General features: G+C 44.9%; 16 protein-coding genes. 15 read left to right on the forward strand and 1 reads right to left on the reverse strand.

All coding sequences use genetic code 11. The features are described from left to right. Nucleotides 1-198 precede the first annotated feature (198 nt). The 12 genes from JI665_RS11480 to JI665_RS11535 all read left to right on the forward strand — a co-directional run bounded on the left by JI665_RS11480 (nt 199) and on the right by JI665_RS11535 (nt 12,391). A complete protein-coding gene (locus JI665_RS11480; protein ID WP_206839495.1) occupies nt 199-1,407 on the forward strand; it encodes an acyl-CoA dehydrogenase in 1,209 nt (402 codons plus the stop codon). A gap of 18 nt (nt 1,408-1,425) precedes the next feature. After that, a complete protein-coding gene (locus JI665_RS11485; protein WP_206839496.1) occupies nt 1,426-2,199 on the forward strand; it encodes an SDR family oxidoreductase in 774 nt (257 codons plus the stop codon). A 27-nt stretch (nt 2,200-2,226) separates the two neighbouring features. Further along, entirely contained in the window at nt 2,227-3,840 is a 1,614-nt protein-coding gene (locus JI665_RS11490) for a long-chain-fatty-acid--CoA ligase (protein WP_206839497.1), read from the forward strand. Between the two features lie 51 nt (nt 3,841-3,891). Next, on the forward strand, nt 3,892-4,455 hold the full coding sequence (locus JI665_RS11495) for a TetR/AcrR family transcriptional regulator (protein ID WP_206839498.1): 564 nt from the start codon (nt 3,892-3,894) through the stop codon (nt 4,453-4,455). Nucleotides 4,456-4,759: 304 nt separating this feature from the next. Then, on the forward strand, nt 4,760-5,644 hold the full coding sequence (locus tag JI665_RS11500) for a 3-hydroxyacyl-CoA dehydrogenase family protein (protein WP_206839499.1): 885 nt from the start codon (nt 4,760-4,762) through the stop codon (nt 5,642-5,644). 11 nt (nt 5,645-5,655) lie between these two features. Next, nucleotides 5,656-6,057, forward strand: a complete 402-nt coding sequence (locus tag JI665_RS11505; RefSeq protein ID WP_206839500.1) for an acyl-CoA thioesterase — start codon at nt 5,656-5,658, stop codon at nt 6,055-6,057. A gap of 40 nt (nt 6,058-6,097) precedes the next feature. Continuing rightward, on the forward strand, nt 6,098-7,171 hold the full coding sequence (locus JI665_RS11510) for a phosphotransferase family protein (RefSeq protein WP_206839501.1): 1,074 nt from the start codon (nt 6,098-6,100) through the stop codon (nt 7,169-7,171). A gap of 1 nt (nt 7,172) precedes the next feature. After that, nucleotides 7,173-7,913, forward strand: coding sequence for a 2-phosphosulfolactate phosphatase (locus JI665_RS11515; RefSeq protein ID WP_206839502.1), 741 nt, complete (start codon nt 7,173-7,175; stop codon nt 7,911-7,913). A gap of 8 nt (nt 7,914-7,921) precedes the next feature. Beyond that, nucleotides 7,922-9,697 carry an acyl-CoA dehydrogenase family protein gene (locus JI665_RS11520; protein WP_206839503.1) on the forward strand — a complete coding sequence of 592 codons (1,776 nt, stop codon included), beginning with the start codon at nt 7,922-7,924 and terminating at the stop codon, nt 9,695-9,697. A 25-nt stretch (nt 9,698-9,722) separates the two neighbouring features. Beyond that, the gene (locus tag JI665_RS11525) at nt 9,723-10,700 is read left to right on the forward strand and encodes a quinone oxidoreductase family protein (RefSeq protein WP_206839504.1); all 978 of its coding nucleotides are present in this window, start codon (nt 9,723-9,725) and stop codon (nt 10,698-10,700) included. A gap of 119 nt (nt 10,701-10,819) precedes the next feature. Continuing rightward, nucleotides 10,820-11,593, forward strand: a complete 774-nt coding sequence (locus JI665_RS11530) for a class I SAM-dependent methyltransferase (protein ID WP_206839505.1) — start codon at nt 10,820-10,822, stop codon at nt 11,591-11,593. Between the two features lie 12 nt (nt 11,594-11,605). Further along, nucleotides 11,606-12,391: an SDR family oxidoreductase gene (locus JI665_RS11535; protein ID WP_206839507.1), complete on the forward strand. Its 786-nt coding sequence runs from the start codon at nt 11,606-11,608 to the stop codon at nt 12,389-12,391. A gap of 329 nt (nt 12,392-12,720) precedes the next feature. Here JI665_RS11535 and JI665_RS11540 read toward each other — a convergent pair whose 3' ends face one another. Beyond that, nucleotides 12,721-13,896: an MFS transporter gene (locus JI665_RS11540; RefSeq protein ID WP_206839508.1), complete on the reverse strand. Its 1,176-nt coding sequence runs from the start codon at nt 13,894-13,896 to the stop codon at nt 12,721-12,723. A gap of 109 nt (nt 13,897-14,005) precedes the next feature. Between JI665_RS11540 and JI665_RS11545 the strand changes: the two genes are divergently transcribed. From JI665_RS11545 to eutC, 3 genes are all read left to right on the forward strand, one after another. Then, nucleotides 14,006-15,046: a P1 family peptidase gene (locus JI665_RS11545; protein WP_206839509.1), complete on the forward strand. Its 1,041-nt coding sequence runs from the start codon at nt 14,006-14,008 to the stop codon at nt 15,044-15,046. Nucleotides 15,047-15,259: 213 nt separating this feature from the next. Further along, on the forward strand, nt 15,260-16,618 hold the full coding sequence (locus tag JI665_RS11550) for an ethanolamine ammonia-lyase subunit EutB (protein ID WP_206839510.1): 1,359 nt from the start codon (nt 15,260-15,262) through the stop codon (nt 16,616-16,618). A gap of 16 nt (nt 16,619-16,634) precedes the next feature. After that, entirely contained in the window at nt 16,635-17,492 is an 858-nt protein-coding gene (gene eutC, locus JI665_RS11555; protein ID WP_206839511.1) for an ethanolamine ammonia-lyase subunit EutC, read from the forward strand. Nucleotides 17,493-17,579: the final 87 nt, after the last annotated feature.

Raw genomic sequence — 17,579 nt, forward strand, 5'->3', positions numbered from 1 at the left:
ATAATTCGGGGAACGAAATAGAATGGTTTCTAACTAGCAAAAATTCCCTACATTCTGTCTCAATAAAAACAGTGCTTTGGTTAGGAGTTGAAATTATTAAATTTAAAAATTTTCTGAAAATAAGTTGAATTTTTTCCATGATTGTTTATACTAAACTTGTAACATACCGACCGGTCAGTTAGTGGAGGAGGGATGGAAGTGGATTTTTCATACTCATCAAAAGTGCAGGAGCTTATAAGGAAATTAAACTTGTTTATGGATGAAAACGTTTATCCGAACGAATCATTGTATGAACAGCAATTGAAAGAACAGGAAAACCGATGGAATGCTATTCCGCCCATTATGGAAGAGCTGAAACGCAAGGCGAAGGATGCCGGGTTATGGAACTTATTTTTACCGGAAAGCGAGTATGGCGCAGGACTCACGAACGTGGAATATGCTCCGCTATGCGAAATCATGGGACGTTCGATGATTGCACCGGAGATCTTCAATTGCAATGCACCTGATACCGGCAACATGGAAGTGCTCGCAAGGTATGGCACCGATCAGCAAAAGAGTTATTGGCTGCAGCCGCTGCTAAAAGGAGAAATACGATCATGTTTTTCCATGACAGAGCCGGATGTTGCCTCTTCTGATGCCACAAATATTGAAGCCCGGATTGAAAGGCAAGGTACAGAGTATGTCATAAATGGACGGAAGTGGTGGTCCTCAGGTGCAGGAGATCCGAGATGCAGGATAGCGATCGTTATGGGAAAAACCGATCCTGCTGCCAGCCGTCATGAACAGCAATCTATGATTCTTGTTCCTTTGGATACGCCAGGAGTAAAAATAGAGAGGATGCTTCCGGTGTTTGGCTATGATCACGCTCCCCATGGCCATGCTGAAATTACATACGACAATGTCAGAGTTCCTGCTGAAAATATGATTTGGGGTGAAGGGAAAGGGTTTGCCATTGCACAGGGAAGGCTTGGTCCGGGACGCATCCATCATTGCATGAGGCTAATTGGAGCAGCAGAGCGCGCTCTTGATGAATTATGTAAGCGTGTACAAAATCGCATCGCTTTTGGAAAACCGCTCTCCAGTCAGGGAGTCATCCGGGAATGGATTGCGGATTCCCGAATTGAAATTGAGCAGGCAAGACTATTAACGCTTAAAGCGGCCTATATGATGGATACAGCCGGCAATAAAGTGGCAAAAACGGAGATTGCTATGATCAAAGTTGTGGCCCCATCCATGGCTCTTAAGGTAATTGACCGTGCGATTCAGTCTTTTGGTGCCGCAGGAGTCTCTGAGGATGTTCCGCTTGCGGCCCTGTGGGCAAATGCCAGGACGCTGAGGCTGGCAGACGGGCCAGATGAGGTCCATCGGGCACAGATTGCTAAGCTTGAGCTGAAAAAATACCAATAGGAGAAAGCAGGGAGCCATATGAACGTGATGGATTTATTTGACCTAACCGGGAAAACAGCACTGATAACTGGCGGAGGTCGAGGGCTGGGTGCCCAGATTGCGGAAGGCTTTGCCGAGGCAGGCGCAAATATCATTCTTTGTTCAAGAAAGGTGGAGGCATGTCAGGAAACAGCTGATCGTCTCGCCAAACTTGGAGTGAAAACTTTAGCTCTATCCTGTGACATAAGCAAACCGGAGGACGTCCATAAAGTGATCGAAGAAACGGTTAAGGAATTTGGAAGCATTGATATTCTTGTCAACAACAGCGGTGCCACATGGGGAGCACCTGCCGAGGAGATGCCGCTTGATGCCTGGCAAAAAGTTATCAATGTGAATGTGACAGGGACGTTTTTAATGAGCCAGGCTGCTGGTAAGATCATGATTGAGCAAAGGTCCGGAAAGATCATTAATATTGCCTCTGTTGCCGGACTTGGGGGCACTGACCCCCGGGTGATGGATACGATCGGCTATAACACAAGTAAAGGCGCTGTTATTACGATGACAAAGGATCTGGCTGTAAAATGGGGCAGGTATGGCATCAATGTAAATGCCATTGCGCCAGGTTTTTTCCCTACAAAAATGTCAGCGGCGATTATTGAGCAGGGGAAAAACCCAATTCTGGAGGCAACACCTCTCAGGCGCTTTGGCTCTGATGATGATTTGAAAGGCGCCGCTTTGTTCCTGGCTTCCAATGCGTCAAATTATGTGACGGGAGACGTATTAATCGTCGATGGCGGAACGCATGCAATGTAAAAACGGTAAACTTTGGAGGGATTAAGAATGAGTGAAAAGAAAACCTGGCATGCCCGCTATCCTGAATCAATTGCATCCGAAGTAAACATTCCGAGCAAGTCGATGCCTGAGATGCTGCAGGAAGTGACAGCGATGTATCCGCAGAATACAGCTTTATCTTTTTATGGCCGGAAAATGCTTTATGCGGAACTTCAAAAAGCTGTCTATGGATTTGCTGCATCCCTGCAGAAAAATGGTGTTCAAAAAGGCGGCCGTGTTGCCATCATGCTGCCCAATTGCCCGCAATATGTGATTGCGTATTATGGCACCCTTGCAGCAGGCGCGATCGTTACTCAGGTGAACCCGATGCTGGTTGAGCGCGAGCTTGAGTATATCATGAATGATTCCGGTGCTGAAACCCTTGTCGTTTTTGATGCTTTATATCCACGCGTAAAGGGAGTACAGAGCAAAACAAAATTAAGAAATATAATTGTTGTCAGCCTTCAGCAATCAGATGCAGATTTTTCTCCTGATAAAACGTTTGAAGATTTTTTACATGAAGGCAAGGGGCAATTCACCCCGGTCAACATTGAGCCTGAACAGGATATAGCCGTCCTTCAATATACAGGCGGTACAACGGGCCGATCTAAAGGGGCCATGCTGACTCATTACAATGTTCTCGCAAATGTAGTTCAGTCCTATGAATTTTTTAAAGAAAGAACCAAAATAGGCGGGGAAAAATTCTTAACCGTCATTCCGCTGTTCCACGTTTTTGGTATGACTGCCTGCATGAACTTTGCCATTTATACAGCCAATGAATCTATATTATTGCCACGCTTTAATTTGGAGGAAGTTCTTAATACGATTAAAAATGAGCAGCCATCTGTATTTCCGGGCGTTCCGACCATGTATGTGGCAATCACCAATCATCCGCGCGCAGAGGGATATGGGATTGATAGCATTGAAACGTGCAATAGCGGAAGCGCGCCAATGCCTGTCGAACTGCTGCGCGATTTTGAAAGAAAGACAGGAGCAAAAATACTCGAAGGCTATGGCTTATCCGAAGCTTCCCCAGTAACCCACTGCAATCCGCCTTTTTCAGAACGAAAGCCCGGAAGCGTCGGAATCGGTTTTCCTTCAACTGATTATAAGGTAGTCGATTTGGCCACCGGAACAGAAGAAGTTCCGAATGGAGAACTCGGTGAAGTCATCATTAAAGGACCCCAGATCATGAAAGGATATTGGAATATGCCGGAGGAGACGGCCGTCACATTACGTGATGGATGGCTCTACACCGGTGATATTGCGAGAATGGATGAGGACGGTTTCTTATATATTGTCGACCGTAAGAAAGACCTGATTATTGCAAGCGGGTATAATATTTATCCTCGCGATATTGAGGAAGTGCTCTATGAGCATCCTGCAGTTCAGGAGGCCGTAGTCATTGGTATCCCGGATGCTTACCGGGGTGAAACAGTAAAAGCTTTCGTCGTCCTGAAAGCTGGCAAAACTTCGACCGAAGAAAATATCATTTCATACTGCAAGCAGAACCTGGCTGCCTATAAAATTCCATCGGCCGTTGAATTCCGCCAGGAGCTCCCAAAGACAAATGTCGGGAAAATCCTTCGGCGGGCTTTGCGGGATGAGGTTCGGAACCACTGATTTATATGTTATAATTCTGTCGATATTTACTAACAGAAGCGGGGACTAACATTGAAAGAAAAAATTACTGAAAAGAGCATCCGGCTATTTGATCAGAAAGGATTCAGCGAGACATCGATTCAGGATATAGTCGACAGCCTCGGTGTGACGAAAGGGACGTTTTATTACTATTTTTCCAGCAAAGAAGAGCTTCTGATGGACATCCATCTTCGCTACATTGATGACATGCTGGCCTTTCAGCACGAAATTCTCGGGGATGATTCAAAATCCAGCAAAGACAAACTCTTTGCGATTGTTCAAATGCTGATCAGCAATATTAAAACACAGGGAGCCAGCGCGAAAGTCTTTTTTAGGGAAATGCGCAACCTCAGTGAGGAAAGCTTATCGGAAATTATTCCTAAAAGAGATCAGTTCAGACTGAATATCGAAAAATTAATAGATGAAGGCAAGGAGAAAGGAGAGTTCCGGGCGAATCTCAACTCTCCGATTATTGCCTTTGGCATCCTGGGCGTCACCAACTGGAGCTATCAGTGGTTCAACTCGGATGGATCTATATCTGACCGGGAAGTGGCGGAGATATTTACGGAAATGATCTTAAAGGGGATTGAGATGTAAATCGAAATTCTTTTAAAGTAGGGAAAATAAAGATTCTTCTTTGTCTCTATTATTTAGTAGGTGACAGCATAGGACGGGAACTATATTTTAAGATACTGAGTTGATTGTAGCGGAAGACACTTGACTCCTGCGGGAGGAGAGGGAGCGGGAGACCCCACAGGCGAAGCCGAGGAGGCTCCCGTTCCTCCCCGCGGAAAGCAAGTGACTGCAGCGGAAATCAACGGGCAGTATAAATAAGGTATAACAATCTATTAAAACATAATTTTTAAGACATACCAACTGGTCAGTATAAGGAGGGCAAAAGATGAATGCAAATGATGTTAAGCAAATTACCGTTATCGGTGCCGGACAGATGGGCCACCAGATCGGAATGCTGTGTGCGCTGGGAGGTTATGAAACGATCATCCAGGATCTGAACGAAAACGCATTGCAGGATGCTGAAGCAAAGCTTCAAACCATTATGTCTAAATGGGTCTCCAAGGGCAAACTAGCTGAAGATGCTAAAGCTTCTGCATTTAATAGGCTGCGCTTTTCCGCCAGCCTTGAAGAAAGTGTAAGGAACTCCGACTTGATCATTGAAGCAGTAACCGAAAAGCTTGATGTAAAAAAAGAGGTCTTCAGGAAACTGGAGCATCATGCTCCTCCACATGCCATTTTTGCGACCAATAGTTCAACCATCGTGAATAGTTTAATAGCTGGTGAAACGGAGCGGCCGGAAAAAGCCGTCAATATGCATTTCTTCTTCCCGCCTCTCGTAATGGATTGTGTGGAAGTAGTTATGAGTGAACAGACGTCTGAAGAAACTGCACAAATAGCTATGGATGTCTGTAAAAGAATCAACAGGACAGCCGTCCTTCTGAAAAAGGAAATTTCCGGATTCATCGCAAACCGCATTCTCGGTGCTCTCCAAAAAGAGGCAGTGGCTCTATATGAACAGGGAATTGCAGACTATAAAGATATCGATATTATCTGCAGGAAAGCATTGAACCATCCAATTGGCCCTTTTGAGCTCATGGATTTGTCCGGACTGGATGTCGCTTATTATGTAATGGATCAGCGTTATCGGGAGACCGGAGATCCAGCCGATAAACCGTTTGCCTGTGTTGCTGAAAAGGTGGAAAAGGGTGAATTGGGCAGAAAAACAGGCAGGGGATGGTACGAGTATCCTTCAAACAAGATTAAGAGTTAAGGGGTGGCGCCATGCATGAAATGCAGGTAACAGTGAGGTTTAGCGAAACTGATGCACTTGGCCATATCAACAATACAAGTTATTTTATTTACCTTGAAGAAGCACGAGTGAAATATTTCGAGACGCTTGGCTACAGTATGGATGTGAAGAAATGGAGCTTTATCCTGGCCTCCACTAAGTGCGACTTTTTAAGCCAGGGGTATTTTAACCAAATCCTTACCGTTAAAACCTGGGTATCAAGGATTGGCTCCAAGAGCTTTCAGCTGGATCATGAAATTGTCTGTACCCAGTCAGGTGATCTCATTGCCAAAGGGAGCGCCATCATTGTCTATTTCAATTTCGGCAAACAGGAAAGTGCTGTCATACCTGATCTTCTCCGGGAAGGGCTTACCCAAAATTTAATAGAAACATAAATTTAAAAAACGGAATTTTCTTATAAAAAGGAGGAGACACATGCCTCAGCAAATGAGCCAGGATACCATTCCTGTGAGAAAAGGGGAGCAATTGAACACCGCTGCACTGGAAAAATTCCTGCGGAGCGAGATTGGGAATCTTCCAAATGAACCACTCGAGATTCTGCAGTTTTCAGCAGGGCACTCCAATCTGACATATCAGCTGAAAATGGGAGAGTGGGAAGCAGTGCTCCGCAGGCCTCCGCTTGGACCTGTCGCACCGAAAGCTCATGACATGGAGAGGGAATTCAGGGTGATTTCTGAGATCCACCCCTTTTTAAATGCAGCCCCGAAGCCGCTCCTTTTCACAGATAATAAAGAAATTGCCGGTGCAGCTTTTTTCATTATGGAAAGGAGGCATGGAGTTGTTTTAGATACCTCATTCCCTGAAGGATTGGATGCAGATGAAGGAGTTTGCAGAAGGCTGTCTCAAATTATGGTCGATAAACTTGCCGAACTTCATTCCATTAACTATAAAAGGACAGGTTTAGCTGAAATCAGCAATCCTGATGGATTTATGGAAAGACAGGTGCATGGCTGGATTGGACGGTATGAACGGGCCAAGACGGATGAAGTTTCTGAAGCGGATACACTGAAAAAATGGCTGATCAATCATATCCCGATAAGTCCGGAACCTTCCATCATCCATTATGATTACAAACTGAACAATGCGATGTTCAATGAAAATTTGACAGAAATGGTTGGTCTGTTTGACTGGGAGATGGCAACTGTTGGCGATCCGCTGGCAGACCTTGGTGCAGCGATGAGCTATTGGATTCAGGGAGATGATCCAGATCTGCTCAAGTTTGGCTTAGGCAAACCTCCAGTAACTGTTCAAAACGGCTTTTACTCACGCAGAGAATTTATGGAGGCATATGCTAAAAGAACTGGCCGGGATCTCAGCAGCATGAATTTTTATTTGACCTTTGCCTATTTCAAACTCGCCGTCATTTGCCAGCAAATCTATTACCGCTACAAGAATGGCCAAACAGGCGATGTCCGTTTTTCACAATTCCATACATTCGTTAAAGTGCTCCTGAAACATGCGGTACAGGCTGCAAACGAGAAAAACTGAGATGAAGAAAGTACATGTGATTTTAAGGAAAGAGGATATTTCAGAAGAGAAATTAAGAGAAGGAAGTAAAGTAGCCGTCGTTTTGGATATTCTTCTCGCGACCACGACAATTACTTCAGCTCTTTCAGAAGGGGCTGCGGAAGTCATCCCTGTATTGGATGTTGCGGAAGGAATGAATGCTGCTGCAGGCTTGGAGCCGGAAACCTTTGTTCTTGCAGGCGAGACTCACGGTAAACCGATTGATGGATTCGTTTATCCCATTCCGAGCCGCCTCCGTGAAATGGTAAAGGGCAAGACGCTGATCCTGTCAACAACAAATGGAACGGTAGCTTTAAGAAAATCAGCCTGCGCCTCAAAAGTCTATATCAGTTCACTATTAAACAATCGTGCTGTTTCAGAGTCAATAAAGGGAGAAAGTGAGACAGTCATTGTTGTATGCTCAGGAAATTCGGGAGAACTCAGTTTGGAGGACTTTTACGGTGCAGGGCATTTTATTGATTGCTTAACCGCTTGTGATCAATGGGATATGACCGATTCTGCAAAAGCTGCTTTGCATTTTTACCGGAGTGCATCAGGAAGCGCTTTTGATATCCTGTCATCATCCAGGGTAGGCAGGCTTTTTGCCAGGTACGGCCTTGCAGAAGACTTAGAGTTCGCTTCACAGACTGACATGAAAGCGATAGTTCCCATTCTGAAAAATGGCAGGGCGGTCATCCATCAGACCGCTTTAAAAGGAGAGTGAATCCGTAAATGGAAAAAGTAAACACAGCCAACCGCGGTGCCAGTTTTTTGTTCACAAAGCTTAATCCTGAAACACTTTTTACACCAGAGGATTTTACAGATGAGCATATCCTGATCGGCAGAACGGCAAAACAATTTGCTGAAAAAATGGTACAGCCTGAAAAGGAGCGGATTGAAAACCAGGACTTTGAGCTGGTAACAGATTTGCTGAGGAAGGCGGGAGATCTTGGCTTGCTTGCACATAGCATCCCCGAGAAATACGGCGGTCTTGGCCTGGATAAAATCAGCAAGGGGATTGTCGGTGAAAACATTGCCTCAACAGGCGGTTATGGGGTGGCACACTCCAACCATACCTGTATTGCAACACTGCCTATCACTTACTTCGGAACACCTGAGCAAAAAGAAAAATATTTGCCGAAGCTTGCTTCTGGGGAGTACATTGGGGCTTACTGCCTGACAGAACCGAATGCAGGTTCAGATGCCCTTTCATCCCAGACAACAGCTGTTCTGAATGAAGAAGGAACACATTATATCTTAAATGGCACCAAAATTTATATTACTAACGCTGTATTTTCAGATACGTTTATTGTTTACGGTAAAGTGGATGGCAAGCATTTTACCGCGTTTATCGTTGAGTGTGATACACCAGGGCTTTCCCTTGGCCCGGAAGAAAATAAGATGGGCATCAAAGGGTCATCAACAAGATCGGTCATTTTTGAAGATTGTCCTGTGCCAGCCGAAAATCTGCTTGGAGAAGTGGGCAAAGGCCATATTATTGCACTTAACGTCCTGAATCTGGGCCGCTTCAATTTAGGTTCTGCCTGCATGGGGGCATCCAAAACCGGATTGAAGAAAGCTCTTCAATTCACAGCGGAAAGAAAGCAATTTGGAAAATCCATCGCTGATTTTCCGGCTACCAAGGAAAAAATCGCAAAAATGGCAGGGAGAATTTACGCTGCTGAATCGCTGCAGTATCGTACAGCCAAATTGCTGGAAGAATCATTAGGAGACTTATATGATTCATCTGATTTAAAACTTATCGGCAAAAGAATGAGCGAATATGCCACAGAATGTGCGATCTGCAAGGTGTTTGGCTCGGAAACACTCGACTATACGGCAGATGATGCACTGCAGCTTCATGGCGGAGCAGGATTCATCAAGGAATACGGAGTGGAACAAATGTATCGTGATTCCCGCATTAACCGTATTTTTGAGGGAACAAATGAGATTAATAGACTCTTAATACCTACACACCTTCTCCGGAAAGCAATGAAGGGTGAAATCGATTTAGCTGCAAGAGTGGAGGAGGCTGTTGTTCAGTTGAGCAAACCTGAACCAATCGGCCAGGCCATCTTTGAGAAAGAAAGAGCGGCAATTGATACGATGAGAAACCTATTCCTGTTAAACTCCGGGCTCGCTTACGAAGCTTTTGGCAGTTCACTTGTTCATGAACAGGAAGCACTTATGAAACTGGCCGACCTGGCCATTGCCCTTTATGCTTCAGAATCGGCTGTCTATCGTACTTATAAAGCTATCCAAGAAATTGGAGAAGAAAAAGAGGAATTGAAGATTCTTCTGACAAGAACGTTTATCGAAGGTGCGATATGGGATGCAGAAAAACTATCGCGTCAGCTAGTGTCAGAATTGGCTTCTGATAGCAAAAGAGATCAATTGATCGGATTAGTCATCCGTGAATGCGGCAGATTCAGTTCCTTTGGGAAGGAAAGTGCGAGAAACAGAAGGATAGCTGAGCTTGTATATGATAAAGGCGAGTATTGCTGCTAGATATATAGAAAAGGAGTGTTTTAAAATGAAAGCCATCCAATTCAAAGAGTATGGGGGACCTGAAGTCCTTAACTTAATCGACTTTGAACGGCCTGAGCCTACAGGACGTGAAGTATTAATCGAGGTTCATGCCATTGGGGTGAACTATGCAGATACGGCAAGAAGAGAAGGGCAATACGTCGTGCCGACTCCTCTGCCGTTCATTCCAGGTGCGGAAGTGGCGGGTGTTGTCGCTGCAGCTGGTGAAGATGCGAAAATTCCAGTTGGCACAAGAGTGGTTACGCTAATAGAATCAGGCGGCTACTCGGAGTATGTAACAGCAGATGAAAGAGGGCTGATTCCGCTGCCGGAAGGATTGGATTTCAAGCTGGCTGCGGCCCTGCCCCTGCAAGGTCTGAGCGCTTATCATATTTTGAAAACAATGGGCAGGCTTGAAGCGGGAGAAAGCGTACTTGTCCATGCAGCAGCAGGAGGGGTGGGGACACTTGCTGTTCAGCTCGCAAAATTATTCGGTGCAGGGACCGTCATTGCCACAGCCAGCACTGATGAAAAACTTCAGCTTGCGAGTGAAATGGGTGCGGATGTTCTCGTAAACTACACAAATGAAGGCTGGGAAAATGAAGTACTGGAAGCAACAGGCGGAAAAGGTGTCAATGTAGCACTCGAAATGGCAGGCGGGGAAATTTTTAATAAAACTCTGAAATGCCTTGCCACCTTTGGCCGCCTTGTCATTTATGGTGTCGCTAGTGGGGAGCAAAGCCGGTATTATCCTTCATCCTTAATGGGACGAAACCAATCCGTCATCGGATTTTTCCTTCCGCAGATCATGAGAAAACCCGAACTGCTGCAGCCGAGTATGAAGGATTTATTGACATATGCAGCTGAAGGAAAGCTGAAGCTGACAATTGGGGAAATCCATCCTCTTGAGGATGCTGCAAAGGTACATGAGCGAATGCAGTCGAGGCAAACAAAAGGAAAGCTTATTCTTGTACCATCAAGATAATTGGAAGCCTGCCATTTAACAAATGGCAGGCTCTTTTTCTATTAAACTGACAGGAATATAGGGATTTATAGAGAACATAAATAGTAGTACTGATCCTATTTTTGATGAGGGTGATTTATGTGGGAAAGGAAGAGGTAAAGAAAAAGGTACAGAATACATTCGGTAAAAATGCAGAGAAATATGTGACAAGCAAAATTCATGGAGATGCGGCCGAACTTACCCGGCTCGTTCAAACTCTGAATCCGCAGAAAGATTGGGTGGTGCTGGATATCGCAACAGGAGGCGGGCATGTGGCCAAAAGTCTGGCACCTTTTGTTTCCCAGGTCTTCGCAGCTGATTTGACAAAAGAAATGCTGGCCAATACCGCACGCCATCTGGAAAGCTTTAAAAATATCTGGTATGTCCTCGCGGATGCTGAAGCTTTGCCATTTCTGGATAATTACTTTGATGCCGTCACCTGCCGGATCGCTCCCCATCATTTTCCCCATCCGGAAAAGTTCATTGCGGAAGCTGGAAGGGTATTAAAGCCAGGCGGCCATTTCCTGATGATTGATAACGTATCACCTGAAGAAAAAGAGCTTGCTGGCTTTATAAACACTGTTGAGAAATTGCGGGATGACAGTCATTGCCGGTGTTTGTCGGCAGGAGAGTGGAGAAAGCTATTTGCTTTTTCCAGGCTGCTTGAAACGAACTCGAAGAGCAGGAAGAAAACGTTTGAGTTTCCGTCCTGGGTAAGGCGGACAGCCGAAAGTGAAGAACAGATTAGGACAGTCGAAGATTATATTTTGCAGGCTGATCAGGCTGCAGCTGATTACTTTCAAATCGAAATTCATGACGGGAGGGTGCAATCCTTTAAAGTGGATGAATGGATGGCACTTTGCGTGAAACAATAGGAGGAAATAGTGATGGATTTAAACCTGAAAAATAAAAAAGCGCTAGTGGTGGCTTCAAGCCAGGGGCTGGGAAAAGCAATTGCGGCACAGCTTGCACAGGAAGGCGCCAATGTGATGATTACAAGCAGGGATGAAGCAAAACTGCAAGCTGTTCAAAAAGAATTCCGTGATCAATATAATGTTGATGTTGAGTATTACCGTGCAGATGTTACCATTCCGGAAGATATAAAAAAGTTAGTCAATAAAACAGCTGAAACACTTGGCGGAATCGATATTTTGATCAATAATGCCGGCGGGCCTCCCGGGGGAACGTTTGAATCCCTAACAGATGAAGACTGGGAAAAAGCGTTTCAATTGAATCTATTAAGCCATGTAAGACTGATCCGGGAAGCTCTTCCCGAATTAAAGAAAAATGGCGGCAGGATTATTAACATTGCTTCCTCTAGCATTAAGCAGCCGATACCAGGACTTCTGCTGTCCAATACATTCCGATTGGGCATTGTCGGAATGACTAAAACACTTTCAGAGGAATTGGCAGCTTATAATATCTTAATCAACACGGTAGCTCCGGGAAGGATTGCGACAGACAGGGTTGATTATCTGGATCAGCATAACGCAGACCGGCAAAACATCTCCAAAGAAGAAGTTGCAGAAAAAGCCAAAAGCAATATCCCGCTGCGCAGATATGGAACACCGGAAGAATTTGCAAATGTCGTGACTTTCCTTGCTTCCGATGCCAGCAGCTATGTGACTGGAAGCTCCATTTTGGTCGATGGCGGAATGGTGAAAGCTTTATAGGTGTTAACAGGCTGTATTCATTCGGATCAGGAAGGAAAAAAACCAAAGCGCAGGAGTTTGAACCCGGTGCTCATTCGGACAGGAACAGGAGAAATCTAAGCGAAGGAGTCCGAAACCGGTGCTCATTCGGACAGGAACAGGAGAAATCAGTCTGAGAGAGTCCGAAACCGGTGCTCATTCGGACAGGAACAGGAGAAATCTAAGGAAGCAGTCCGAAACTTGCTCCCATTTAATAAATTGACGCCCTGTAATTGGCTGAACAGACAATCTCCGAGAAGCTGCCATAAAAAAGACGATTTTCCGCATCTCAAGGAAAATCGTCTTTCTCGTTAACCCCGTTTTGTAATCAGGATCCAAATATATAATAGTATGGAGATTCCTACCGAACCCGCCGCGGTCATATAAATGCTGCTGTATCCGAACAAATGGGCGATTTGGCCAAAGACCATTGCACCTATCCCGACTCCAAGATCAAAAAAGGAGAAGAACGTTGCATTAGCCATCCCCCGTCGATTGGGAGGCGCTTCTTTTACAGACCAGGCCTGAAGGGCCGGCTGGACTGATCCGAATCCCAGACCATAAAGAATGGCCGCTATATACATGATCATACTGTTCGGCAGCCATGCCAGCAGGAACATGGCTGCTAAAATCAGTACCGCACCAGGTAAAAACACAGCCTGATGTCCCCGTTGATCATATAATCTGCCGGCAAAAGTCCGGGATAGCATTAAGGCAATCGCAAACAGCAGGAAATACCAGTGTATTCCGCCTATGCCTTTTTGTGCAGAGTATATAGGGAGAAACGAAGCGATGCCGCCGAAGGTAACGGTAATGAAAAATAAAAGAAATGATGGCCTTAAGGCACTTTTTTCATAGATATCCCACCGTTTCAAGGGAACACTTTGTTTTTCAGCCTGCTTGTACCTGATTCTCGATGATAATACAAGCGCGGCTAATCCAAGCAGGGCACAAATTAAAAATAAGAGCTTGAAAGATATAATTCCGGCAAGCGCCAATCCCAGGGTGGGGCCGAAAGCCAGGGCTATGTTACCGGAAAGACCGAAGTAGCCCATCCCTTCCCCTCGCCGCTTAGCAGGTATCAAATCGGTGGCAATCGTTCCGGAGGCTGTAGTTGAAAAACCCCAGCCAAATCCTTGGACAATCCTTAAGACAAATAAGAAAATTAAACTATTAACAAATCCAAATGAACCAACCGAAAGAACGAAAATCGCAAGGCCCGTTAAATAGACAAAACGCCTTCCCTTCGTCTCAAGCGTATGCCCTGCATAAGGACGCAATAGCAGAGCAGAGAATGTGAAGATGCCGACTACAATCCCGATCAGCTGGTCATTCCCTCCCAATTTTTCTACAAAAAGAGGGATCGTGGGCAATGTCATTTGAAATCCGAGAAAAATAAAAAAATTGGACATCAATATGAGCACAAAATCTCTGGACCAAATCTTCTCAGAGCCTGCATGCTGTTTTTTTGCTATAGTATGAGCCATATAAATCCTCCCAAGAACGATGTAAAATGATTAGGTAATCTAAATATTTTTCTATTATAAATGAAAACAAATGGAAATTCTAATGAATGCCACTTTAAGGAGGAGCAAAATGAAGATTAGAGAAAGAGGAGTAATGATTGGGAAACTCCAGACTGGCGAAAAAAATTGCATTACAGATGTAGAAGGGGTCATGGTAGGCCATATTACTTTGGACTATCCTATCAATGATAATGACCAATATGTCTGTACTGGCGTTACCGCAGTAATGCCCCATGAAGGAAATTTATTCCGTGAAAAAGTCACGGCCGCGAGCTATGTCATCAATGGCTTTGGAAAAACGACCGGTCTGGTACAGGTTGAAGAATTAGGCCTGATTGAATCTCCAATCATGCTGACAAACACATTTGGAGTTCCAGCGGTTACACATGGAACACTGGAATACATGCTGCGAACCACTCCTGAAATTGGAGACACAACTGGAACGGTCAATATCGTCGTGGGTGAATGCAATGATGGTTTCCTAAATTCTATTCGGACACTTCCTGTTAAACCGGAACATGCAATAGCAGCCATTGAAAATGCCAATCCGGAAAAAGCTGAGGAAGGCGCGGTCGGCGCAGGGAAAGGCATGGTGTGTTTCGGATATAAGGGCGGAGTAGGGGCGTCATCACGAGTTATAAGCGAAGAACACAGTTCAAAAGAGTACATAATCGGGTGCCTGGTGGTCAGCAATTTTGGCAATAAAGATGAATTCCCATTCAGCAAATACGGCCTTTCAGAAATTCGGCAGGAAACAAAGGACACGCCTGATGGCTCGATTATGATTATTCTGGCCACGGACACACCCGTCAGTGACAGGCAGCTGAAAAGGCTTGCCAAAAGATGTGGAATTGGCCTCGGCCGGACAGGCAGTCATTTCAGCAATGGCAGCGGGGATATCGTCATTGCTTTTTCAACAGCCAATAAAGTTTCTCACGATAGCATCAATATGATGGAAAATGCCTGTTTTATCAGAGACGACCATCCGCTTATGAACAAGCTTTTTCAGGGTGCTGCAGAAGCCGCGGAGGAAGCAATTCTGAATTCCTTATCCCAGGGAGTAACGACGAAAGGGCGGGAGGGAAGAGTGGTCGAGGGGATGTTTTCATAAGACATTTATTTGTATTTAAAAAAGTCTATCTTTTCAGTTAATTAATTGATATAATTATCGATAAGTGAAAATACCAGGTGAGGGCGCCTTAATAGGTAAGCTGTTTTATGGCTTATTCTGTTAAGGCGCCTTTTTGTATGGAGCTAATGTAACCGCTTACGTAAAAATCAGGGCTGTCGCATACCGTTCCATATACTCGAAGGGAGGCTATTTATGTTTACATGTACATTAAAAAATGAAACCTATCAATTCCGTTCAATTGCAGATGTTTTGGCAAAAGCCAGTGAGGAGAAATCTGGGGATAAAATGGCAGGCATTGCTGCTGGATCTTCTCTTGAACGAATGGCAGCCAAAGTGGTGTTAAGTGAAATAACACTAAAGGAAATCTATGAGAATCCGGTTATTGCATATGAAACAGATGAAGTAACCCGCATAATCTATGATGATCTTAATCTCTTTATTTACAAAGAGATTGCAAACTGGTCGGTCGGTGAATTAAGAAATTATATTTTGTCCCACCATACCAGTACCTCGGAATTATTCAGAATCAGCAGGGGTCTGACGAGCGAAATGATTTCGGCTGCGGCAAAGCTGATGTCTAGCATTGATCTTGTCATGGCTTCACAGAAAATCAGGCCAACTGCCCATTGCAACACAACGATTGGCGAGCCTGGACGCCTGGCATTCCGCTGCCAGCCAAATCATCCCATTGACAACCCTAATGGCATTCTTGCATCTATGAAAGAGGGGCTTTCCTATGGATCTGGGGATGCCGTCATAGGTGTGAACCCCAACAATGACTCTGTGGAATCGGTCTCGAGAATTTTACATATGACTCATGAATTTATTCAAAAGTGGGAAATCCCAACGCAGAACTGTGTTCTTGCCCATATTACAACTCAAATGCATGCCCTCAAAAAAGGAGCCCCTATAGCTCTTATGTTCCAAAGCCTTGCGGGGACACAGGCGGCGAATGATGATTTTGGAGTTTCAAAGGAAATTCTTGATGAAGCGTTTCAGCTGATGGCTACACAGGGCACATCTACTGGGCCGAATCAGCTATACTTCGAAACTGGCCAGGGCTCGGAAGTATCGCTGGATGCCCATCTTGGCATAGATATGCAGACACTCGAAGCGCGTACCTATGGATACGCCCGGCATTGGAAGCCGTTCATGGTTAATAATGTATCTGGCTTTATCGGGCCGGAGACCATTTATGATGGCAAACAGGTAATTCGTGCAGATCTCGAGGACCTGTTTATGGGGAAAATGCATGGACTTCCGATGGGGATAGCCCCTACATATACCAACCATATGCAGGCAGATCAAAATGATCAGGAAATCGCAGGCATGCTGACTGCTCTTGCCGGTGCGAATTTTTATATGGGCGTGCCTGGCGGAGACGACGTTATGCTAAGCTATCAGGATACCAGCTATCATGATGATGCAAGCTTAAGAGAAATGCTTGGGCTCCGTCCCCTTCGTGAATTCGAAAAATGGCTTGAGAAAATGGGAATTATGGAAAATGGCAAACTAACCGAACGTGCAGGAGATCTATCTATTTTTAAGTAGGAAGGGGGCATCAGAAATGGATATTCAGTCAATCGTAAAGCAGGTAATGGAAGAGCTCCAAAAAGAAGGGCAAATAAAAAATAATCCTATTGTAAAAGATCCTGCAGAAACAAAGGTCCGCAATATAAATTACGAAAAGATTAACCAAGTGGGTGTAGAACAGCCAGACAATCGGGAAGAAATCGAAAAGGTGCAATCGATTACTCCAGCCAGAATTGGGATAGGACATACCGGAACACGAATGAAAACAAAGAATTACCTGGAATTCAGGATAGATCACGCAGCAGCCCAGGACGCAGTGTTTAAAGACGTTTCTGAGGATTTGCTGAAGGAATTAAAGCTGCCTGTGCTCTTTTCCAAATCTGAAACGATGGACCAATACTTAATGGACCTCGACAGCGGGAGGCGACTCAATGAAACATCCAGAAAATGGGCTGAAGAAAATCTTCCGAAAAATAAACAGGTTCAAATCATTGTATCGGATGGCCTGAGTTCAACGGGTGTTGAGGCAAATATAAGGGATCTGCTGCCCGCGCTGGTGCAAGGTTTAAAATCGAAAAAGATTACCATTGGAGATCCTGTATTTATTAAGCGGAGCAGAGTTTGGATTCAGGATGATGTAGCTTCTATTGTCAATTGTGATTGCGCCATTTCACTTATAGGAGAAAGGCCAGGATTGGCAACCGCTAAAAGCATCAGTGCCTATCTGATATACCAGCCCAATGAGGATACTGTCGAAGCAGATCGCACTGTTATCAGCAATATTCATGAGGGAGGCGTTCCCCCGGTTGAGGCGGGTGCCCATCTGGCTGATTTAATAGAGGCAATATTAAAGCATAAAGCCAGCGGTGTAAAATTAGCACAGCTTAAATAGGATAGGAAGGCAGCAGGATTCCATTTTTTCCAGCTGCCTTTTCCATTCTCCAGTGGAATTCCATATCTGTACCAAATTTCCTATTGA

This window comes from Bacillus sp. NTK034 (genome assembly GCF_017303275.1).
GTDB lineage: Bacteria > Bacillota > Bacilli > Bacillales > Cytobacillaceae > Cytobacillus.